A 20,317-nucleotide genomic window follows, 5' to 3' on the forward strand; every position below is an offset into this window, starting at 1 on the left:
CCGCGGCCCGGCCCCATGGCGCACCCCGGGTCCGGGCCTCGACCCGAAGACCTGAGCGTGTGAGCCGGCTCACCGTCCGCCGGCGCCGGGCGCATGGGGGTAACGATCGCGTCGCGCCCTGAGTCCTGCGCCACACAACCCTTGACGCTTCCTTCATTCCGGGGAAACACTGCCGTTCAACGGTCGGCATTGTCGAACGCCTAACGGCAATAAGCGTTAGGGTGTGACAGTGCCTAGGGCCGGTCAAGCCCTTACAGGTGGGTCGCCCACGCAGCGTGGATACCCATCTGGGGCGCGGGCCACCGGACGGAACCGGTGGTCCGTTCCCCCCTGGACGAAGGACAAAGGAGTCGCGGGTGTCCAGCTCCGACATTTTCATCGGCGAGACCATCGGTACCGCCATACTCATCCTGCTCGGCGCCGGTGTCGTAGCCGCCGTCACACTGAAGCACTCGAAGGCCCGCGACGCGGGCTGGCTGGCCATCACCTTCGGGTGGGGTTTCGCGGTGCTCACCGGCGCCTACCTGGCCGGCGGCGTATCGGGCGCCCACCTGAACCCGGCCGTCACGCTGGGCCTCGCGATCCAGGGCGGCACCGAGTGGGGCGACGTACCGCTCTACCTCGTCTCCCAGTTGTTCGGTGCGATGATCGGCGCGGTGCTGGTCTGGGCGGTGTACTACGGGCAGTTCCGCGCCCACCTCACCGATCCGGAGATCGTCGACCTGCAGCCCGTCGACGACGGCATGGTCGACCAGAAGGCGGCCCCCCAGGCGGGCCCGGTGCTCGGTGTCTTCTCCACCGGCCCCGAGATCCGCAACGCGGTGCAGAACGTCCTCACCGAGGTCATCGCGACCGTCGTGCTGGTGCTGGCCATCCTGACCCAGGGCCTGAACGACGCGGGCAACGGCCTCGGCACGCTCGGCGCACTGATCACCGCGCTGGTCGTCGTCAGCATCGGCCTCTCGCTCGGCGGGCCGACCGGCTACGCGATCAACCCGGTCCGCGACCTCGGCCCGCGCATCGTGCACGCGCTGCTGCCGCTGCCGAACAAGGGCGGTTCGGACTGGGGTTATGCCTGGGTACCCGTAGTGGGGCCGCTCATCGGCGGCGCCCTCGCCGGCGGGCTCTACAACCTCGCCTTCGCCTAGCCCGCCACCCTTCACCACCGCACTGACTTCCGGGAGCACACCGTGACCGACGCACACACCACCGGCACCCACGGCAGCGGGCCGTTCATCGCCGCCATCGACCAGGGCACCACCTCCAGCCGCTGCATCGTCTTCGACAAGGACGGCCGGATCGTCTCCGTCGACCAGAAGGAGCACGAGCAGATCTTCCCGAAGCCGGGCTGGGTCGAGCACGACGCGCGGGAGATCTGGGAGAACGTCCAGGAGGTCGTCGCCGGGGCCATCGTCAAGGCGGGGATCACCTCCGCCGACGTCAAGGCGATCGGCATCACCAACCAGCGTGAGACCACGCTCCTGTGGGACAAGAACACCGGTGAGCCGGTCCACAACGCCCTCGTCTGGCAGGACACCCGCACCGACGGGCTCTGCAAGGAGCTCGGCCGCAACGTGGGCCAGGACCGGTTCCGCCGCGAGACCGGGCTGCCGCTCGCCTCGTACTTCGCCGGCCCCAAGGTCCGCTGGCTGCTCGACAACGTCGAGGGGCTGCGCGAGCGGGCCGAGCGCGGCGACATCCTCTTCGGCACCATGGACTCCTGGGTCATCTGGAACCTGACCGGCGGCACGGACGGCGGGGTGCACGTGACCGACGTCACCAACGCCTCGCGCACCCTCCTGATGAACCTGCACACCATGGCGTGGGACGAGAAGATCCTCTCCTCCATCGACATCCCCGCCGCGGTGCTCCCCGAGATCCGTTCCTCCGCCGAGGTCTACGGCCACGCCAAGGGCGGCGTGCTGGACGGCGTGCCGGTCGCCTCGGCGCTGGGCGACCAGCAGGCGGCCCTGTTCGGCCAGACCTGTTTCGCCGAGGGCGAGGCCAAGTCCACGTACGGCACCGGCACCTTCATGCTGATGAACACCGGCTCCACGCCGGTGAACTCGTACAACGGACTGCTGACCACCGTCGGCTACCAGATCGGCGACAAGCCCCCGGTGTACGCGCTGGAGGGCTCCATCGCGGTCACCGGTTCGCTGGTGCAGTGGATGCGCGACCAGATGGGCCTGATCAAGTCGGCCGCCGAGATCGAGACGCTGGCCTCCTCGGTGGAGGACAACGGCGGAGCCTACTTCGTGCCCGCCTTCTCCGGACTGTTCGCTCCCTACTGGCGCCCCGACGCCCGCGGCGTCATCGCCGGCCTCACCCGTTACGTCACCAAGGCGCACATCGCCCGTGCCGTCCTGGAGGCCACCGCCTGGCAGACCCGCGAGATCAGCGACGCCATGACGAAGGACTCCGGCGTCGAACTGGCCGCCCTCAAGGTCGACGGCGGCATGACGTCCAACAACCTGCTGATGCAGACGCTCTCCGACTTCCTGGACGCACCCGTGGTGCGCCCCATGGTCGCCGAGACCACCTGCCTCGGCGCGGCCTACGCCGCCGGCCTCGCCGTCGGCTTCTGGCCGGACACCGACGCACTGCGCGCCAACTGGCGCCGTGCGGCCGAGTGGACCCCCCGCATGGACGCGGACACCCGTGCCCGCGAGTACAAGAGCTGGCTCAAGGCCGTCGAACGGACCATGGGCTGGATCGAGGACGAAGAAAGCTGACGAGGAGCATTCACCATGACCACCCTGCAGAGCGTTCCCGCCCTCGGAACGCACCCGGCCTCCGGCTCCCTGCCGAGCCGCGCCGAAACCCGGGAGCAGCTGTCCCGGGCGACGTACGACCTCCTGGTCATCGGCGGCGGCATCCTGGGCATCTCCACCGCCTGGCATGCCGCGCAGTCCGGGCTGCGGGTGGCTCTGGTGGACGCCGGTGACTTCGCCGGCGCCACCTCCTCCGCCTCGTCCAAGCTGCTCCACGGCGGTCTGCGCTACCTCCAGACCGGCGCTGTGAAGCTGGTCGCGGAGAACCACTTCGAGCGCCGCGCGGTCTCCCGCGAGGTGGCCCCGCACCTGGCCAACCCGCTCACCTTCTACCTGCCCGTCTACAAGGGCGGCCCGCACGGCGCGGCCAAGCTCGGCGCGGGCGTCTTCGCCTACTCGGCGCTCTCCGCGTTCGGGGACGGGGTCGGCCATGTGATCAGCCCGGCCAAGGCGCAGCGTGACGTGCCCGAGCTACGCACGGACGGCCTGAAGGCCGTCGCGGTCTACGGCGACGACCAGATGAACGACGCCCGGATGGCGCTGATGACCGTCCGTGCGGCCGTCGACGCCGGTGCCGTCGTGCTCAACCACGCGGCCGTCACCGGCCTCCGCTTCACCCGGGGCCGGGTCACGGGCGCCGACCTGAAGGACGGCGCGGACGGCACCGAGTTCGGCGTCACCGCCCGGCTCGTCCTGAACGCGACCGGGCCGTGGGTCGACCACCTGCGGACGATGGAGGACCCCAACGCGGCCCCCTCCATACGGCTGTCCAAGGGTGCGCACCTGGTCCTCAAGCGGACCCGCCCGTGGCGGGCTGCGCTGGCCACCCCGATCGACAAGTACCGGATCACCTTCGCCCTGCCGTGGGAGGACATGCTGCTCCTCGGCACGACGGACGAGGAGTACGAGGGCGACCCGGCCGATGTCGCGGTGACCGAGGCGGACACCGCGCAGATCCTGGGCGAGGCGGCGTTCTCGATCAAGGACCAGCAGCTGTCCCGGGATCTGATCACGTACTCCTTCGCGGGTCTTCGGGTGCTGCCGGGCGGGCCCGGCGACACCTCCAAGGCCAAGCGCGAGACCGTCGTGACGGAGGGGCGCGGCGGGATGCTGTCGGTCGCCGGCGGGAAGTGGACGACGTTCCGCCACATCGGCCGCACGGTGATGAACAAGCTGGCCGCCCTGCCGGGGCGCCCGCTGGCGGAGGACATGGAGCCGATGTCCCGGCTCCCGAGGAAGCTGCCGCTGCCCGGGATCGCCAACCCGAACGCGGTCGCGCACCGGCTGCTGGTCGACGGCCCCGCCCCCGGCCCCCGGATGGCGCCGGACACCGCCCGGCACCTGGCCACGCACTACGGGTCGCTCGCCTTCGACATCGCCCGCCTGGCCAACGAGAGCCCGGAGCTGGCCGAACGGGTCCACCCGGACGCTCCGGAGATCTGGGCCCAGGTCGCCTACGCCCGCGACCACGAGTGGGCCGAGACGGCCGACGACGTGCTGCGCCGCCGGACGACGCTGACGATCCGGGGCCTGGCGACGGACGACGTCCGCGACGGCGTCGAGAAGCTGCTGGCCGACCGGGGCTGACCCCCGCGGGACGAGGAAGGGGGCGGCTCCCGGCCGGGGGCCGCCCCCTTCGGCGTGCGCGCGTCCGGCCGTCGCCGGGCGCGGCGCGTCGTGCGGAAGCACGGATCGGGCCCGTGATCCGCACACGGTGGCAGGGTTCACCCGGCCGTGCAAGAGGACTGCGGGGGCCGGGCTGTGAAGCCGTAAGGTTGCTCCGTACGTATGGAGACATCGGAAGGAGGCCCGGGTGATCGAGCTCGAGTCGGTGCCCGAGCTGATCGACCCGGTCATGGTGGCCGCGTTCGAGGGCTGGAACGACGCCGGGGACGCCGCCTCCACAGCGGTCGGCCATCTGGACCGGGAGTGGAAGGGCGAGGTGTTCGCGGCGCTGGACGCAGAGGACTACTACGACTTCCAGGTCAACCGGCCCACGGTGTGGCTGGAGGGCGGGGTGCGGAAGATCACCTGGCCGACGACCCGCCTCTCCGTGGTGCGCGTGGGCGGGGACAAGCCCCGCGACCTGGTCCTGGTGCGCGGCATCGAACCGTCGATGCGCTGGCGCTCGTTCTGCAACGAGATCCTCGGCTTCGCCCACGAGCTGGGCGTCGAGATGGTCGTCATCCTCGGCGCGCTGCTCGGAGACACCCCGCACACCCGGCCGGTGCCGGTGAGCGGGGTGACCTCCGACGCGGACCTGGCGCGCACGATGGACCTGGAGGAGACGCGGTACGAGGGCCCCACGGGCATCGTCGGCGTCCTCCAGGAGGCGTGCACGCACGCCGGGGTGCCCGCGGTGAGCCTGTGGGCGGCGGTACCGCACTACGTGTCGCAGCCCCCGAACCCGAAGGCGACGCTGGCCCTGCTGAACCGGCTGGAGGATCTGATCGGGCTGCGCATCCCGCTGGGCGAACTGCCCGAGGACGCGCGGGCCTGGCAGCTCGGCGTGGACCAGCTGGCCTCGGAGGACAGCGAGGTCGCGGAGTACGTCCAGACGCTGGAGGAGGCGCGGGACACCGCGGAACTCCCGGAGGCGTCCGGCGAGGCCATCGCCAGGGAGTTCGAGCGGTATCTGCGGCGGCGGGACGGCGGCCCAGGCCAGGGGCCCGGCGGCCACGCCACGGAGAGCGGGGACGTCCCGTATCTGCGGGACCCCACGAGCGGCCGTACCCGGCCGCCGAAGCCGCAGCGGCCGGAGCCCGGCCCGAGCGGACCCACCGGGACGGGGAACGCCGACGGCGGCAGCGGAGCGGGCGGAGACAAAAGAACGGGCGAGGACAAGGGCCCTGACGCCTCGTCCGGAGACGCGTCCGAGGAGGACTGACCGGGCCGGCCGCGTCACCCCCGGCGGGGCCACGCGCGGGGCACCGCCCCGCGCGAAGCCCTGCCCGCTCCCCCGCACGGCCGCCCCCCCCGGGGGCCCTGCCGCAGGGTCGGCTCCCAGAGCGAGCGGTAGACCGTGAGGAGCGTCACACAGAAGACCGGCCCCGGACTTCGTCGAGAAGTCCGGGGCCGGTCCCCGTGGTCCGAGCGGGCCCCGGAGCGGTGCCCGGTTCTACAGCGCCACTCCGAGCAGGGCGTCGACCGAACGCGACACCAGGCCCGGCGCACCCTCGTCCGTACCGCCTTCGGCGCTCTGGAGCTCGGCCCAGCGGTCCACGGCCGCCAGCGCGGCCGGGCTGTCCAGGTCGTCGGAGAGGGCCTCGCGGATCTCCTCGAGCAGCGCGTCGGCGGAGGGCCCGTCCGGGCGCGAGACGGCGGCGCGCCAGCGTGCGAGGCGCTCCACGGCGTCGGCGAGCACCTGGTCGGTCCACTCCCAGTCGGAGCGGTAGTGCCGGGAGAGCAGGGCTAGCCGCAGGGCCGCCGGGTCCACGCCGTCGCGGCGCAGGGCAGAGACGAAGACCAGGTTGCCGCGGGACTTGGACATCTTCTCGCCGTCGAGGCCGACCATGCCGGCGTGGACGTACGCCTTGGCGAACGGGTGCTCGCCGGTCAGCGCCTGGGCGTGGGACGCGCCCATCTCGTGATGCGGGAAGGCCAGGTCGGAGCCGCCGCCCTGGATGTCGAAGCCCATGCCGAGGTGGTCGAGCGCGATGGCGACGCACTCGATGTGCCAGCCGGGCCGGCCCTCGCCGAGAGAGGCCCCGTCCCAGCTGGGCTCGCCCGGGCGGGCGGCCATCCAGAGCATCGGGTCGAGGGGGTTCTTCTTCCCGGGGCGCTCCGGATCGCCGCCGCGTTCGGCGGAGAGCAGGCGCATCGCCTCCGCGTCGAGGCCGGAGACGTCGCCGAAGTGCGGGTCGGCGTCGACGGAGAAGTAGGTGTCGCCGTCCAGGACGTAGGCGGCGCCCGCGTCCCGGAGGCGTTCGACGAGGGGCACGATGCCCGGTATCGCCTCGACCGCGCCGATGTAGTGCCGCGGGGGCAGCATCCGCAGTGCGGTCATGTCCTCGCGGAAGAGGGCCGTCTCGCGCTCCGCGAGCCGGGTCCAGTCCTGACCGTCGCGCACGGCCCGCTCCAGCAGCGGATCGTCCACGTCGGTCACGTTCTGGACGTAGTGAACCTGCCGCTTGGTGTCGAGCCACACGCGCTGAACGAGGTCGAACGCGTTGTAGGTCGCCGCATGACCCATGTGGGTCGCGTCGTACGGCGTGATGCCGCAGACGTAGATGCGGGCGACGGGACCGGGGGCAAGGGTGATCCGTCCGCCGGTCGCGGTGTCGTGGATTCGGAGGTCGCGGCCCTTGCCAGGCAGGGCGGGGACCTCAGAAGCGGGCCAGGCATGCATGCCCTGAGCGTAACCGGACGACGCTTCCGGATACGAACCGGACCCGGAAACCTGTCCGAAGGCGCCTTCTTGCGTGCACCCCCGCGAGGGGGTACAGCGGCACGCCACGCTCCCCGCGTCCTACACCGGCGGCCAGGGGATCGGCGGCCACTGCCCGCTCGGCCGCGGGTGCGTCCCGCTCTCGACCAGCGCGGCGACACGCTGCCGCAAGGCGTCCAGCTCCACCTCGGTGATGAGCTGCGCCATCCGGGTGACGAGGGCGGTCCCCGGCTCCAGCTCCGCGGCGAGCCGGCCCAGGACCCCGAGCGCCTCGGCGGTCAGCGGCTCTCCCGCCCAGCCCCACAGCAGGGTGCGCAGCTTGTCCTGCGCGTTGAAGGTCACCCCGTGGTCGATGCCGTAGAGCCGTCCGCCGGGGGCCGGGAGCAGGTGTCCGCCCTTGCGGTCCCCGTTGTTGATCACCGCGTCCAGGACCGCCAGCCTCCGCAGCCGGGGGTCGTCCGCGTGCACCAGCAGCGCGGTCCGGCCCTCCCCCACGTCCGCGAAGCCCACGGCCTTCCAGCCGTCGCCCGGCTCCTCGCCCTCGACGAGCGCCAGCAGCGGGGGTTCGCCGTCCGCGGCCGGCCGGCCGGTCAGCGCGTCGGCGGGGTCGGGCGCGTCGATCCAGAGCTGGCACATGCCGCCGCCGTAGGGACCGTCCCGCAGCACCGTGGGCGGCACGAGGTCCCATCCGGTCGCCCGGGAGATCTCGTAGGCCGCGACCTCGCGCTGGGCGAGGGTGCCGTCGGGGAAGTCCCACAGCGGCTGCTCCCCGGCCACGGGCTTGTAGGCGCAGGCGCGCTCCTCGCCCTCGTACGCGACCGTGCAGTGCAGCACCGCGTTGGAGGCTCCGCCGACCTGCCCGACCACGGTGAGCGTGCCCTTCGTGAGCAGGGTGAGCAGCTCGGCGTCGGTCAGGCTCCGCGACGGTATCCGTTCTGGCGCGGGCATACGTGTCCTTCCGGATCGAGCGGCAGGCTGCACAGCGGGCACGGCGGGCGCCCGGCGTTGACGACGTCCAGGGCGCGTTTGGCGAAGGCGCGGGCCTGAGCCCCGCTGAGCCGGACGCGGAGCATCGGCGGGCCGTTCTCCTCGTCCTGGAGGAGCTGTTCCTCGGCCTCCGCGAGGTCGTCCTCCGAGTCGGCGTCCAGCTCGACGAGGGCCTGCGCCTCGACGATCATCCGCTGTTCCTCGCCGTCCCAGGCGAGCGCCATGGTGCCGACCCGGAACTCCTCCTCGACGGGGACGTCCAGCGGGGCGGTGTCGGTGACGTCGGTGGGCGCCACGGCGGGCACCGGGGAGTTGCCGCCGGTGCGGCGTACGACCTCGTCGAGCAGTTCGTCGATCCGCTCGGCGAGAGCGGCGACCTGGGCCTTCTCCAGGGCCACGCTGGTGACCCGGCCCTGGGAGGACGCCTGCAGGAAAAACGTACGGCGGCCAGGCAACCCGACCGTACCGGCCACGAATCGGTCCGGCGGGTCGTAGAGGAACACCTGACGGGACACGTCCTGCTCCCTAAGAGAATCGGTGGTGGTCGGGGGGCGCTACGGCGCGTCCACCCTACTGCCCGGATCGATCACGGCGCGCCCGCGCCGCCGCCGACCGTCGCGTCCGGCGTTCCGCCGCCCGTCGCGGAGGCGTCGGCGTCCGCCGGGGCGTCCGACGCGCGGGGGGCCAGGGAGGCGAGGTCGCCGGTGTCCCCGAGACGCAGCAGGAACGGACGCAGGCGGGTGTAGCGGATCGCGGTGACCGAGCAGGGGTCGGCCTGGACGCGCTGGAAGAGGTCGAGGTGCATGCCGAGGGCATCGGCGACGAGGGACTTGATGATGTCGCCGTGCGAGCACATCACATACGTCGCGTCCTCACCGTGCTCGGCCTCGACACGGCCGTTCCAGTCGCGGACGGCGTCCACCGCGCGGGCCTGCATCGCGCGCATGGACTCCCCGCCGGGGAAGGCGGCCGCGGAGGGGTGCCGCTGGACGACGGACATCAGGGGCTCGTCGGCGAGTTCGGCCAGTTTCCGCCCCGTCCAGTCACCGTAGTCGCACTCGTTGACACGCTCCTCCGTGTGCAGCTCCAGGCCCGGGCGGTCCTCGAGCAGCGGCTGGAGAGTGAGCCGGCAGCGCTCCAGGGGGCTGGTGACGGCGAGGACCGGGTCGAGGGCGCGGAGCCGGGCGGGGAGGGCCGCGGCCTGGCCGGCTCCGCGTTCGTCGAGGAGGACGCCGGGGGTGCGGCCCGCGAGCACTCCGGCGGTGTTGGCGGTGGAACGTCCGTGGCGGACGAGGATCAGCGTGGGCATAGGCGCAACCCTAGAGGGACGGTGGAGGTGCACAAGGGCCGGTCAGGGGGAAGAATGCCCGCCGTGATCGTGGACTGTGCCATTTACCGGGACGGGCGCCGCATCGAGCGGCCCGAAGACTTCTCCCAGGCCCTCACCGAGGCGCGGACCTCGCTGGACGCGTTTTTGTGGATCGGGCTGCATGAGCCGACGGAGCGGGAGTTCGACCTCGTGCGCGAGGAGTTCGGGCTGCACCCGCTGGCGGTGGAGGACGCGCTGCGCGCGCATCAACGGCCCAAACTGGAGGTGTACGACGACTCACTGTTCGCGGTGATCAAGCCGATCGTCTACGAGCCGGAGAGCGACACGGTCAGCGCCGACGAGCTGATGGTCTTCATAGGCGACTCCTTCGTGGTGACGGTCCGGCACGGCGAGAGCGCTCCGCTGGCCGCCGTGCGCCGCCGTCTGGAGGCGGAGCCGGAGGTGCTGAAGCACGGCCCGACCTCCGTCCTGTACGCGGTGAGCGACGCCGTCGTGGACCACTACATCGACGTGGCGGGGGAGCTCCAGGTCGACCTGGAGGAGCTGGAGACACAGGTCTTCGCCCCGGCCGGATCGGGCGACTCGAAGAACACCGCGGCCCGGATCTACACCTTCAAGCGGCAGGTGCTGGAGTTCCGCAGGGCGGCCGGCCCGCTGGCGGCTCCGATGGCGCGGCTCGCCGGGGCGGGGGTGCCGTTCGTCCATGACCACGCGCAGCCCTTCTTCCGGGACGTGGCCGACCACCTCACCCGCGCCTACGAGCAGGTGGAGGGGCTGGACCGGCTGCTCTCCGACATCCTCTCCGCGCATCTGGCGCAGATGGGCGTGCGGCAGAACGACGACATGCGCAAGATCTCGGCCTGGGCGGCGATGGCCGCGGTCCCGACGATGGTGGCGGGCGTCTACGGCATGAACTTCGACCACATGCCCGAGCTGCACTGGGAGTGGACGTACCCGACGGTGGTCGCGTTGATGGGCCTCGCGGTGTACGGCCTGTACCGGCTGTTCAAGCGGCGCGGCTGGCTCTGACCGGGCCGCGTGCGACGCACCGGGGCGCGGGCCCCGGCCCCTCAGACGTACTCGCGCTCCGGCGTCGCGGGGCCACCGAGCGGATCGCGCCGCCGGGGCGTCCGCAGGCTCACCATGCGCCGCCAGCCGATGAGGCGCTCGTACGCGTACACCGCGTGGACGCCCGCCGCGAGCGCCGCGGTCTTCGGGCGGGACCAGCCGAGGAGGCGTCCCATGGCGGCCGTCACGGCGAGGCTGACGTCACGGTAGACGCCGACCTCCGCCAGGGCGCACTCGCGCAGGGCGCGCTGGACGGTCCTGCCGTGTCCGGCCCGGGCGAGGCGGAGCAGTTCCTCGTGGCAGTAGGCGAGGTGGCCGTCCTCGTCGTGGGAGATCATCCGCACCGCGCGGCCGATGTCCCGGTGGCCGGCGAAGTGCCGGCACAGCAGCCGCATCTGTTCGGAGGCTCGCTGCTCTGTGACCCGGCTGTGGGCCAGGTAGGTGATGACGTCACGCTCGGTCAGGCGCGTCTCTCCGCGCAGCCGGGAGTGGGCGAGGCCGATGCCCTGCTGTTCCAGGAGCATGGTGTAGTCGGCCTCCGGCGGGACCCGCACCGGCTGGAGGCCGCGCTTCTTGAGGAGGGCGTTGAAGATCCGGCCGTGCTTGTCCTCGTCGGCGCCGTGCCGGACGATCCGGGGCACGAGGTCACGGAGGCTCTCGGGGGCGAGGGCGGCGATGCGGGCGTTCTCCCAGCCGCCCTGGGCCTCCCCGCCCGCGGCGATGGAGCAGAAGAGCCGGTAGGCCTCGTCGTCGTCGAGGATCTCCTGGAACAGGCTTTTCGCTGAGAGCATGAGGCCACCTCCGCACCGGTGCCCGCGGAGCGGGGCCCCGCGGAGCGGCATTCCGCACGGGAGAGTCAAGTGCGCCGCGGAGGGGTCGGCAACCGGAGCGGGACGGGCGGCGCCCCGCGATCCGCCGTAACCCCTGGGCGTACGCCGCGTTGTCCCGGGTGACGGCCGTGGCGGGGAGGGCCCCCGAGCCCCCACCACGGCCGTAGTGCTGTCCGAGGCCCCTCAGGCGAGCCCGGAGCGCTCCAGGGCGTCCGTGCCCGCGCGCAGGGCGGCGATCCGCTCCTCCAGGGTGAAGCCGGCCGGGGAGAGGTTGAGCGTGGTGACCCCGGCGGCGGCGTAAGCCTGCATCCGGTCCGCGACGCGCTCGACGGGGCCGAGCAGCGCGGTCTGGTCGATCAGCCGGTGCGGCACGGCGGCGGCCGCGCCGCTCTTGTCGCCGGAGAGGTAGGCCTCCTGGATCTCGGCGGCTTCCCGCTCGTAGCCCATGCGTCCGGCGAGCTGGTTGTAGAAGTTCTGCTTGCGGCTGCCCATGCCGCCGACGTACAGGGCGGTGTAGGGACGGAACATGTCGGCCAGGCCGTTGACGTCGTCGCCGACGGCGAGCGGCAGCGTCGGGCTGACGTCGAAGCCCTCCATGGTCTTCCCGGCCTTCTCCCGGCCAGCGCGCAGGTGCGTGATCGCGGTGTCCTCCAGGTGCTCGGCGGAGGGGAAGATCAGCAGGGCGCCGTCGGCGATCTCGCCGGTCTGTTCCAGGTTCTTGGGGCCGATGGCCGCGATGTAGAGCGGGATGTGCTCACGCTGCGGGTGCACGGTGAGCTTGATCGGCTTGCCCGGTCCGCCGGGCAGCGGCAGCGTCCAGTGGGCTCCCTCGTACGACACGCGCTCCCGGGTCATCGCCGTGCGGACGATCTCCACGTACTCCCGGGTGCGGGCCAGCGGCTTGTCGAACTTCACGCCGTACCAGCCCTCGGAGACCTGCGGGCCGGAGACCCCGAGGCCGAGCCTGAAGCGCCCGCCGGACAGCGAGTCGAGGGTGGCGGCCGTCATCGCCGTCATGGTGGGCTGGCGGGCCGGGATCTGCATGATCGCTGAACCGACGTCGATGGACTCGGTCTGCGCCGCGACCCAGGTCAGCACGGTCGGGGCGTCGGAGCCATACGCCTCGGCCGCCCAGCAGACGTCGTAGCCGAGCCGGTCGGCCTCCTGCGCGACGGCGAGGTTGTCGCCGTCCATGCCGGCGCCCCAGTAACCGAGATTGATGCCGAGCCGCATAACCGCTCTCCTTACTGCTCAGTAACGTCTCTTTCCGCGGACTCTAGCGCGCGTGAAGGAGATCCGGCAGGCCCGGAGGTTGTCCACAGGCTTCCCCCGGGCGGGACGTCGGCCAGTAATCTCAGCGCCCATGGAGCAGAGGCATCTCGGCCGCACCGGCCTTCGCGTGTCCCGGATCGGGCTCGGCACCCTCACCTGGGGCGGGGACACGGACGAGCACGACGCCGCCGACCAGCTCAAGGCCTTCTGGGACGCGGGCGGCACCCTGGTGGACACCGCCGACGTGTACGGGGGCGGCGAGGCGGAGTCTCTGCTCGGGCGGCTCATGGACCGCCTGGTCCCCCGGCGGGATCTGGTCGTCGCCACGAAGGCCGGCAACGTCCCCGACCCCTACCGCCGCCTCAACGGGTCACGCGGGCACCTGCTGGCCGCCCTTGACGCGTCCCTGGAGCGGCTCGGCACGGACCACGTGGATCTGTGGCAGGTCCACGCCTTCGACCCGGCGACCCCGCTGGAGGAGACGCTCCAGGCGGTGGACCTGGCCGTCTCCTCCGGCCGCGTCCGCTATGCGGGCGTGTCGAACTTCTGCGGCTGGCAGTTGGCCAAGGCCGCCACCTGGCAGCTCGCCGCGCCCGGCGCGCGCACCCGGCTCGCCAGTACGCAGATGGAGTACTCACTGCTCCAGCGGGGCATCGAACGCGAAGTGCTGCCCGCCGCGCTGGACCTCGGGATCGGGCTGCTGCCGTCCTCGCCGCTGGGCCGCGGGGTGCTGACGGGCAAGTACCGCGCGGGCACCCCGGCCGGCTCCCGGGGCGCGTCCGAGCGGCTGGCCCCGTTCGTGGAGCCCTATCTCGACGACGCGGCGGCCCGCATCACCGACGCGGTGGCGACGGCGGCGGACGGCCTGGCGACCAGTCCGCTCCAGGTGGCCCTGGCCTGGGTCCGGGACCGGCCGGGAGTGGCGGCGCCCATCGTCGGTGCGCGCAACGCCGGACAGCTGGCGGAGGCTTTGTCAGTGGAGGCGCTTAGTCTTCCCTACGAGATCTGCCAGGCGCTCGACGACGTGTCGGCGCCCGTGCATCGCTATCCCGACCAGGACTGGAGCACGCTGTGACTGCGCTTCCCCGGGGGGAGACCCCCGGCACCGTCGGCACGGACGCGCCGGACGGCCTCGCGCCAGAGCCGGACGCCGCCGCCGAAGGCCCCGCGCACGCCGAAGCCCCGGAGGCCGTGAGTGCCTCCGGGGCTGACGGGGCGCCGTCCGGTACGGAGACGTCCGTCGCCGCGGGCCCCTCGGCGGAAGGGCCCGGCGGGGCGGGGGCGACGCGGAGCGCACAGGCCTCCGCTAAGAGCGACGCCGACGGCGCTCCCGGAACGGACGCCGGTGCGGGGGAGGGCGCTGGGAAGGGCGGTGAGGCCCCGGCGGCCTCCGGCGGCGACACCCCTGAGACACCCGCCCCGGACACCCCGGGCGCCACAGAGCCCCCGGACGCCCCGGACACCGCGGCCGCCGACGGCACGGCGGCCCCCGCCGAGCTCTCGGAGGCGGAGGCCGAGCTGGCCGCCCAGCGCGAACTGCTGGAGCGGATCGAGAAGCGCAAGGCGGAGAAGGACGGCCCCATCGCCGCAGGCGCGAAGCTGAGTGGCACGGCCGCCGACCTGCTCGCGGCCGTCCGCGCCGTGGAGAGCGGCGAGAAGGCGGCCACCGCGTTCTTCGACTCGCCCTCCCCTGCCCCCGCCCCCCGGCGTGCGGCTCCGGCGGCCGCCGCGCCGCTCTCGCGGGCCGGCGTGCCCGCAGCCGCCGCGGCGGCGCGGAGCGCCTCACCCGAGGCCGCTCAGGCGGTGCGGGCGGTGCTCGCCGAGGGCGGGGCCCCCGAGACGCTCGCCCGCCCGGTCGTCGACGCCCTGGGCGAGCAGGCGGCCGAGCTCCTGCGCGCGGACCCCTGGCAGCTGCTGGCCGCTCCGGGCGTCCGCCCGGAGCAGGCCGACGGCTTCGCGCGGGCGCTGCTGGGCGCCGGGTGCGGCCCGGACGACGGACGCAGGACGGCGGCCCTGGTCGGCTGGCTGCTGGAGCGCGCCGCCCTCCAGGGGCACACGGCGCTGGACGCGGAGGCCGTCCGGGCGGCGCTCGCCGAGCGTGCCGTCAGCGACCCGGAAGCGGCGGTGCGGGACGCCGTGGAGGAGGGGGCGGCCCTGGTCTTCCAGGAAGAGGCCGAACCCGCCGGGCCGGCCGGCACGGACGACGACGGGGGCGAGCCGCCCGCGGAGGACCTCGCGCGGGACGCCGGAGCCGCGCGGGAGCCGGTCCAGGTACTGCTGGGCCTGGAGCGCTACGCGCTGGCGGAGGAGAGCCTCGCCGACGGCCTGGCCCGGCTGGTGAACGCCTGCGAGAAGGCCGCCGACCTGGCGGACGCGGCTGCCGCGACCCCGTCCCCCTCGGCCGCGGAGCTGATCCGTGACGTCGCCGCGGCCGGGCTCGTCGCGCACAGCGGCGGCGAGGCGGCGCGGGCCGAGCCCGCGGCCCTGATCACGGCGGCGCGCGGCCTGGGCCTGCGGGCCCTCGGCGCCACCCACAGCGAGGACGGCCGCCGACGGCTGGCCGCGGCCACCGGCGATCCGGACACGGCGGTCACCCTGGCGGGGCTGCTGTCCGGGGCCCAGGGCCCCGGCCGGGACGAGGACGGGGCCCTGGCCCTGGACCTGCTGGTCGTGCTGGACGCCCCCCAGCTGGACGTGGAGAGCGCGGCGGTCCTGGTCGAGGCGCTGCCCGACGGGGCCCGGCTGGTGCTGAGCGGCGACCCCGGCGTGCTGGGCTCGGCCGGCGCGGGCCGGGTGTTCGCGGACGTGCTGGCCGCCCGGGCCTGCCCGCAGGTCGTCTCCCGGACCCCGGACCCCGGCCCGATCGGCGAGCTGGTCTCCGGCATCGGCATCGGCGAGCTGAACCAGGTCGAGGCCCCGGGCAAGGAGGTGGTGATCGTCCCGGTCCGCGACGCGGGCGAGGCGGTCCACCGCACCGTGCAGCTGGTCGCCGACTCTGTGCCCCGGGCCTTCGGCATCCCCGCGGAGGAGACCCAGGTGATCACCGTGGGCCATGGCGGAGCCGCCGGGACCCGGGTGCTGAACGAGGCGTTGAAGCAGCGGCTCAACCCGGGCCCCGGGCGGTTCGGCGGCTTCGACCCGGGAGACCGGGTGGTCCATGTGCCCGCGCCCGGCCGCGCGGTGCCCGGTGTGGTGCGCTCGGCCGACGCCGAGGGGCTGCGTCTGGACTGCTCCGGCGACCCCGTCGTCGTCCCCCGGGAGCGGGTGGAGTCGGCGGTGCGGCACGGCTGGGCCCTGAGCGCCCACCAGGCGGCCGGAATGCGCTGGCCCGCCGCGGTCGTGGTGCTGCCTGGCGACGCCGCCCCGGGGCTGAGCCGGCCGTGGGTGTACACCGCCTTCGGCCGGGGCGAGCGGCATCTGTCCGTGGTGCACGGGGTGGACCAAGCGCTCCCGCAGGCGGTGGCGCAGGTTCCGGCACAGGAGCGGACGACCCGGCTGCGCGCGCTGCTGGAGGCCTGGCCGGCCCCCGGTGCGACGGCCTGAGAGGCCCCTTCACCGGTGGGGCACGGGACGAGCGGGGGCGGCGGTCAGGGGCCGGAGGCGGTCGGCCCGGTGAGGTCCTCGTCCGGATCGTCCTCCTCGTCGAAGACCGCGCTGACGTCGAAGCGGCAGACCACGAGCTCGGGGTCGGCGTCCTCGAACGGGGCGGCGAGCCACTCCCCCGGCTCCGGCAGCGCGTCTCCGGCCGAGACCCAGAGGGTGGAGTCGCCCTCCTCCAGACCGAACTCCACGTGCCGGGACGCGATCTCGTCCGGCTCGTACTCCCCGAACAGCACGCCGAGCGCGGCATGGACGCTGGCCCCGACCACCGGGGCGGAGCCCCCGCCGCCCGGATCGGCGTCGAGGTCGGCCAGGCGCTGGGCCTGGGCGAGGAGACGCGGAGGCTCCACGACCGCGTAGTCGCGCCGGATGAGGACGCTGAGCGCACTGGGCTCCGCGGGGCCGGCGTAGGGCGGGAGGGAGTCGTCCGCGGCGGGGATCTCGAAGGGGGTGACCTCGTCGTGGCGGTCGTAGAGGAGTTCGTCGTAGACCTCGGCGGCAGCGGCAAGGGAGTTGAACGCTTCGTAGACGGCGGGGTCGTCGTCCCCGGTACGGCGTTCGACCGCGTCGAGGTGACGGTCGATCGCGGCTTTGACCGCTTCGGCGGCGGCACGTACCTCGGCAGCGGTGGGCTGCGCAGCATCAGACATAGTGCAGACGCTATCCGTACCGGGGCGCTGCCCGCACAATAGATGCGATGCCGGAATACGAATTCATCGACGTGTACGTGCCGCGCGGGGTGTCCCGCAAGGATGCGGCCCGACTGCTGACCGACCACGCCGAGTACGGGCACTGGGAGCTGGACCGCCTGACGTTGCGCCGGGACGGCAGCCGCCGCGTGCGGCTGCGCAGGCGGATCATCCGTCAGCTGAGGGCCACCTGGTGACGGCGAGCGGGCCCCGCAGCCGCGGGGCCCGCTCCCGTTCTCGCCCTACGCCTCCCGGTGCGCGTCGCGGTTCAGGCGGCGCTGCGGGTGCGGCGGTAGAGAACCGATCCCATGCCGGCCAGCAGCAGGCCGGCGCCGGCCGGAAGCAGCAGGTCGAGCCCGCCCGCTCCGGTCTGCGCGAGCTGCTCCTGCGGGTGGAGCTGCGGCCCGGGGTCGTTCGGCTCGGGCGGCTGCTCCGTCGTCGGGGTGACCGGGGTCGGGGGCGTGACCGGCGGGACCTCCGGCTCCTCGGGCGGCGGGGGCGGCGGCTCGGCGTCGTTGGAGCAGCTGTTGCCGAAGGCGGGGTTCAGGAGGCCGCCGATGGTGAGGCTGTTCCCGCAGACGTTCACCGGGATGTCGATGGGCACGGCGACGTTGTTGCCGGAGAGGATGCCGGGCGAGCCCTGGGCGACCCCTTCCGCCGTGGCGCCGCCGCCCGTGGCCCGGTGACGCCCGGTGCCGGGCTCGGTGTGCCGGTCCGTCGCGGTGGTGTCGCCCGGCTGGGCGCTGTCACCGGAGTCACCGGGGACCGTGCGGGTGGACGCGTCGCCTGCCTGCCCGGATTGCGCTGATCCGTTTCCGCAGTCGTTTCCGCTGGTGGGATTGAGCAGCCCCCCGACGCTGACGGAGTTGCCGCAGACGTTGACCGGGATGTCGATCGGGATCTGGACCGAGTTGCCGGACAGCACGCCCGGCGAGCCCGCCGCGGCGCCGGCCGCCCCGGCGTCGGCGTGGGCATAGCCGCCACTGAGCGCGAGGACTCCGCCCGCCGCGGCCATGGTGATCAGGCCTTTACGGGTGACCTGTCGCATAGGTTCGTTTCCTGCCTTCTGCCTTCCGAAAAACCCCCGGACATGACCGTGCGGGAGCCGAATGTCGAACGGTCCCGGAACGCATGGCGTGCGTTCCGGGACCGGTCGAGCTCAAACCCTTACGGGCTGACGTACAACGTCACGCGTTGACGCAGGTGTTGCCGAAGGCGGGGTTCAGCAGACCGATCACGGAGACCGTGTTGCCGCACACGTTGATCGGCACGTGGACCGGGACCTGGACGACGTTGCCGGAGAGCACGCCGGGGCTGCCGATGGCAGCACCCTGGGCGCCCGCGTCGGCGGAAGCCATGCCCGCACCCGCGAGAACGAGGCCACCCGTAGCAGCCGCAACTGCGACGACCTTCTTGATCATTATTCCTCCTAGTGGGAAACGCGGTCCCAGCCGCGGACCGCAAACCTTGTAACGAGGAGGGCGTGGCGGAGCTACGTGTGGACGGCTCGTTTCACTCGTTCGGACATGACCGCACACGTGGGCGAATCGGGAGCGGGCGCGTCAGGAGTGGTCGATGAAACGGTCGAGCACCCGCACGCCGAACTGCAGACCGTCCACCGGAACCCGCTCGTCGACGCCGTGGAACATCCCGGCGAAGTCCAGCTCCGGCGGCAGCTTCAGCGGGGCGAAGCCGAAGCCGCGGATGCCCAGGTCGTCGAAGGACTTGGCGTCGGTGCCGGCCGAGAGCATGTACGGCACGGCGCGGGCGATGGGGTCCTCCGCGACCAGCGCGGTCTGCATCGCGTCCACCAGCGCGCCGTCGAACGTGGTCTCCAGCGCCTTGTCCGCGTGCACGTCCTCGCGCCGGACGTTGGGGCCGAGAATCCGGTCCAGGTCGGCGAGGAACTCCTCCTCGTGCCCCGGCAGGTAGCGGCCGTCCACATGGGCGGTCGCCTCGCCCGGGATGACGTTGACCTTGTAGCCCGCGCCGAGCTGCGTGGGGTTGGCGGTGTTCTGGAGGGAGGCTCCGATCAGCTTGGCGATGCCGCCCAGCTTGGCGAGCGTCTCGTCCATGTTCTCCGGGTCCAGCTCGGTGCCCAGCGCGTCGGAGAGCTCGTCCAGGAAGTGCCGCAGCGTCTTGGTGACCCGCACCGGGAACTTGTGCCGCCCCAGACGCCCGACGGCCTCGGACAGCTCCGTGATGGCGTTGTCCTTGTGGATCATCGACCCGTGCCCGGCGGTGCCGGCCACGGTGAGCTTCATCCAGTGCATGCCCTTCTGGGCGGTCTCCACCAGGTAGAGGCGCAGGTTCTCGTTGACGGTGAAGGAGAAGCCGCCGACCTCGCTGATCGCCTCGGTGACGCCCTCGAAGAGCCCGGGGTGGTGGTCGACGAGATAGCGGGCCCCGTACGTCCCGCCGGCCTCCTCGTCCGCCAGGAAGGCCAGCACGATGTCGCGAGGGGGCTTGCGACCGGTGCGCATGCGCTCACGGACGACCGCAAGGGTCATAGCGTCCATGTCCTTCATGTCGACCGCGCCGCGGCCCCACACGCACCCGTCCGCGATCTCCCCCGAGAACGGGTCGTGCGTCCAGTCCGCCGCGTTGGCCGGGACGACGTCGGTGTGCCCGTGGATGAGCAGCGCCGGCCGGGAGGGGTCCTCCCCCTCGATCCGGGCGACGGTGGAGGCCCGGCCCTTGTGCGACTCGAAGATCTTCGGCTCCAGGCCGACCTCCGCGAGCTTCTCCGCGACGTACTCGGCCGCGAGCCGCTCCCCGGGGCCGGAATGGTCGCCGTAGTTGCTGGTGTCGATCCGGATCAGGTCACGACAGAGGTCCACGACCTCCCTCTCGGCGTCGCCACCGGTGACGGTCCGGCCCGTGCTGCTCTCGCTCACGCTGGTTCCTTCCACTGTCGCTTGGTGCTCCCCCTCATCCTCCCGCGCCGACGGCGTACGCCCAAGGCCGCCCGCGCCCCCTCCCCCGGCGTCGACCGCGCCCGGGGCGTGATCGAGCACCCTCGAATGTTTGCTATGGTTTTCCACGTCGGAACGGGCCAGGGCCCGCGAGACAGACACCTAGTCCGGGTGGCGGAATGGCAGACGCGCTAGCTTGAGGTGCTAGTGCCCTTTATCGGGCGTGGGGGTTCAAGTCCCCCCTCGGACACTTAATGACAGACATGGCGTGCGCGGGTGGTGACCCTAAGATCACCACCCGCGTTTTCGCGTTGCAGCCCGGGGCCGGCTGATGCGGTACGCGCCGTCGGCGGGCGTTCGGGCGCCCCCTCCTTTGAGGAACTCCCCCGGTTCTGACACTCCGCGCCATCGACCGTATGGCGTACAGCACCGTCAATCAGCCAGCCTTGTCCTGGGACGTGAGAC

At 72.9% G+C, this 20,317-nt stretch carries 18 protein-coding genes and 1 tRNA gene; 9 read left to right on the plus strand and 10 right to left on the minus strand.

Annotation, left to right across the window (positions count from 1 at the left end; translation table 11 throughout):
- Nucleotides 1-356: 356 nt before the first annotated feature.
- From V9U70_RS01535 to V9U70_RS01550, 4 genes are all read left to right on the plus strand, one after another.
- The gene (locus tag V9U70_RS01535) at nucleotides 357-1,148 is read left to right on the plus strand and encodes an MIP/aquaporin family protein (RefSeq protein ID WP_336672579.1); all 792 of its coding nucleotides are present in this window, start codon (nucleotides 357-359) and stop codon (nucleotides 1,146-1,148) included.
- 42 nt (nucleotides 1,149-1,190) lie between these two features.
- On the plus strand, nucleotides 1,191-2,735 hold the full coding sequence (gene glpK, locus V9U70_RS01540) for a glycerol kinase GlpK (protein WP_336672580.1): 1,545 nt from the start codon (nucleotides 1,191-1,193) through the stop codon (nucleotides 2,733-2,735).
- A gap of 15 nt (nucleotides 2,736-2,750) precedes the next feature.
- Nucleotides 2,751-4,361, plus strand: a complete 1,611-nt coding sequence (locus V9U70_RS01545) for a glycerol-3-phosphate dehydrogenase/oxidase (RefSeq protein WP_336672581.1) — start codon at nucleotides 2,751-2,753, stop codon at nucleotides 4,359-4,361.
- 226 nt (nucleotides 4,362-4,587) lie between these two features.
- On the plus strand, nucleotides 4,588-5,661 hold the full coding sequence (locus tag V9U70_RS01550) for a PAC2 family protein (protein WP_336672582.1): 1,074 nt from the start codon (nucleotides 4,588-4,590) through the stop codon (nucleotides 5,659-5,661).
- Between the two features lie 231 nt (nucleotides 5,662-5,892).
- On the opposite strand, the gene mshC is transcribed toward V9U70_RS01550, so the two are convergent.
- The 4 genes from mshC to V9U70_RS01570 all read right to left on the minus strand — a co-directional run bounded on the left by mshC (nucleotide 5,893) and on the right by V9U70_RS01570 (nucleotide 9,457).
- Nucleotides 5,893-7,122: a cysteine--1-D-myo-inosityl 2-amino-2-deoxy-alpha-D-glucopyranoside ligase gene (gene mshC, locus V9U70_RS01555; RefSeq protein WP_336672583.1), complete on the minus strand. Its 1,230-nt coding sequence runs from the start codon at nucleotides 7,120-7,122 to the stop codon at nucleotides 5,893-5,895.
- Between the two features lie 120 nt (nucleotides 7,123-7,242).
- Nucleotides 7,243-8,109, minus strand: a complete 867-nt coding sequence (locus tag V9U70_RS01560) for an SCO1664 family protein (RefSeq protein ID WP_336672584.1) — start codon at nucleotides 8,107-8,109, stop codon at nucleotides 7,243-7,245.
- Nucleotides 8,073-8,663 (minus strand): DUF3090 domain-containing protein, encoded by a 591-nt coding sequence (locus V9U70_RS01565; protein ID WP_336672585.1) that lies wholly within the window; start codon nucleotides 8,661-8,663, stop codon nucleotides 8,073-8,075. Before V9U70_RS01565 ends, V9U70_RS01560 begins: the two co-directional genes overlap by 37 nt.
- 71 nt (nucleotides 8,664-8,734) lie before the next feature.
- Nucleotides 8,735-9,457 carry an MSMEG_4193 family putative phosphomutase gene (locus tag V9U70_RS01570; protein ID WP_336672586.1) on the minus strand — a complete coding sequence of 241 codons (723 nt, stop codon included), beginning with the start codon at nucleotides 9,455-9,457 and terminating at the stop codon, nucleotides 8,735-8,737.
- Nucleotides 9,458-9,511: 54 nt separating this feature from the next.
- On the opposite strand from V9U70_RS01570, the gene corA reads away from it, so the two are divergent.
- Nucleotides 9,512-10,507: a magnesium/cobalt transporter CorA gene (corA, locus tag V9U70_RS01575; RefSeq protein WP_336672587.1), complete on the plus strand. Its 996-nt coding sequence runs from the start codon at nucleotides 9,512-9,514 to the stop codon at nucleotides 10,505-10,507.
- 41 nt (nucleotides 10,508-10,548) lie between these two features.
- Here the strand turns inward: corA and V9U70_RS01580 are convergent, their stop codons facing one another.
- Nucleotides 10,549-11,337, minus strand: a complete 789-nt coding sequence (locus tag V9U70_RS01580) for a ferritin-like domain-containing protein (protein ID WP_336672588.1) — start codon at nucleotides 11,335-11,337, stop codon at nucleotides 10,549-10,551.
- Between the two features lie 222 nt (nucleotides 11,338-11,559).
- The gene (locus V9U70_RS01585; RefSeq protein WP_336672589.1) at nucleotides 11,560-12,609 is read right to left on the minus strand and encodes an LLM class F420-dependent oxidoreductase; all 1,050 of its coding nucleotides are present in this window, start codon (nucleotides 12,607-12,609) and stop codon (nucleotides 11,560-11,562) included.
- Between the two features lie 130 nt (nucleotides 12,610-12,739).
- Between V9U70_RS01585 and V9U70_RS01590 the strand changes: the two genes are divergently transcribed.
- A complete protein-coding gene (locus V9U70_RS01590) occupies nucleotides 12,740-13,723 on the plus strand; it encodes an aldo/keto reductase (RefSeq protein ID WP_336672590.1) in 984 nt (327 codons plus the stop codon).
- A complete protein-coding gene (locus tag V9U70_RS01595) occupies nucleotides 13,720-16,191 on the plus strand; it encodes a helix-hairpin-helix domain-containing protein (protein WP_336672591.1) in 2,472 nt (823 codons plus the stop codon). The genes V9U70_RS01590 and V9U70_RS01595 overlap by 4 nt, the downstream gene beginning before the upstream one ends.
- 44 nt (nucleotides 16,192-16,235) lie before the next feature.
- Here the strand turns inward: V9U70_RS01595 and V9U70_RS01600 are convergent, their stop codons facing one another.
- Complete coding sequence (locus V9U70_RS01600; protein ID WP_336672592.1) at nucleotides 16,236-16,898, minus strand: hypothetical protein; 663 nt, start codon at nucleotides 16,896-16,898, stop codon at nucleotides 16,236-16,238.
- A gap of 47 nt (nucleotides 16,899-16,945) precedes the next feature.
- Between V9U70_RS01600 and V9U70_RS01605 the strand changes: the two genes are divergently transcribed.
- On the plus strand, nucleotides 16,946-17,134 hold the full coding sequence (locus V9U70_RS01605) for a DUF5703 family protein (protein ID WP_006123409.1): 189 nt from the start codon (nucleotides 16,946-16,948) through the stop codon (nucleotides 17,132-17,134).
- Between the two features lie 71 nt (nucleotides 17,135-17,205).
- Here V9U70_RS01605 and V9U70_RS01610 read toward each other — a convergent pair whose 3' ends face one another.
- From V9U70_RS01610 to V9U70_RS01620, 3 genes are all read right to left on the minus strand, one after another.
- Nucleotides 17,206-17,985 (minus strand): chaplin, encoded by a 780-nt coding sequence (locus V9U70_RS01610; RefSeq protein ID WP_336672593.1) that lies wholly within the window; start codon nucleotides 17,983-17,985, stop codon nucleotides 17,206-17,208.
- 139 nt (nucleotides 17,986-18,124) lie between these two features.
- Nucleotides 18,125-18,358 carry a chaplin ChpH gene (gene chpH / locus V9U70_RS01615; protein WP_003970136.1) on the minus strand — a complete coding sequence of 78 codons (234 nt, stop codon included), beginning with the start codon at nucleotides 18,356-18,358 and terminating at the stop codon, nucleotides 18,125-18,127.
- A 141-nt stretch (nucleotides 18,359-18,499) separates the two neighbouring features.
- On the minus strand, nucleotides 18,500-19,834 hold the full coding sequence (locus V9U70_RS01620; protein ID WP_336672594.1) for a M20/M25/M40 family metallo-hydrolase: 1,335 nt from the start codon (nucleotides 19,832-19,834) through the stop codon (nucleotides 18,500-18,502).
- Nucleotides 19,835-20,017: 183 nt separating this feature from the next.
- Here V9U70_RS01620 and V9U70_RS01625 point away from each other — a divergent pair.
- Nucleotides 20,018-20,102, plus strand: a tRNA-Leu gene (locus V9U70_RS01625).
- Nucleotides 20,103-20,317 lie beyond the last annotated feature (215 nt).

Origin of the sequence: Streptomyces pratensis, assembly GCF_037137275.1 — a bacterium.
Lineage (GTDB): Bacteria > Actinomycetota > Actinomycetes > Streptomycetales > Streptomycetaceae > Streptomyces > Streptomyces pratensis_B.

Excerpts from the sequence above, each read along its gene's own strand:
- V9U70_RS01545 (WP_336672581.1), top strand. The coding sequence starts at position 2,751 with ATGACCACCCTGCAGAGCGTTCCCGCCCTCGGAACGCACCCGGCCTCC.
- mshC (WP_336672583.1), bottom strand. The coding sequence starts at position 7,122 with ATGCATGCCTGGCCCGCTTCTGAGGTCCCCGCCCTGCCTGGCAAGGGC.
- V9U70_RS01560 (WP_336672584.1), bottom strand. The coding sequence starts at position 8,109 with ATGCCCGCGCCAGAACGGATACCGTCGCGGAGCCTGACCGACGCCGAG.
- V9U70_RS01570 (WP_336672586.1), bottom strand. The coding sequence starts at position 9,457 with ATGCCCACGCTGATCCTCGTCCGCCACGGACGTTCCACCGCCAACACC.
- corA (WP_336672587.1), top strand. The coding sequence starts at position 9,512 with ATGCCCGCCGTGATCGTGGACTGTGCCATTTACCGGGACGGGCGCCGC.
- V9U70_RS01580 (WP_336672588.1), bottom strand. The coding sequence starts at position 11,337 with ATGCTCTCAGCGAAAAGCCTGTTCCAGGAGATCCTCGACGACGACGAG.
- V9U70_RS01585 (WP_336672589.1), bottom strand. The coding sequence starts at position 12,609 with ATGCGGCTCGGCATCAATCTCGGTTACTGGGGCGCCGGCATGGACGGC.
- V9U70_RS01590 (WP_336672590.1), top strand. The coding sequence starts at position 12,740 with ATGGAGCAGAGGCATCTCGGCCGCACCGGCCTTCGCGTGTCCCGGATC.
- V9U70_RS01600 (WP_336672592.1), bottom strand. The coding sequence starts at position 16,898 with ATGTCTGATGCTGCGCAGCCCACCGCTGCCGAGGTACGTGCCGCCGCC.
- V9U70_RS01605 (WP_006123409.1), top strand. The coding sequence starts at position 16,946 with ATGCCGGAATACGAATTCATCGACGTGTACGTGCCGCGCGGGGTGTCC.
- V9U70_RS01610 (WP_336672593.1), bottom strand. The coding sequence starts at position 17,985 with ATGCGACAGGTCACCCGTAAAGGCCTGATCACCATGGCCGCGGCGGGC.
- chpH (WP_003970136.1), bottom strand. The coding sequence starts at position 18,358 with ATGATCAAGAAGGTCGTCGCAGTTGCGGCTGCTACGGGTGGCCTCGTT.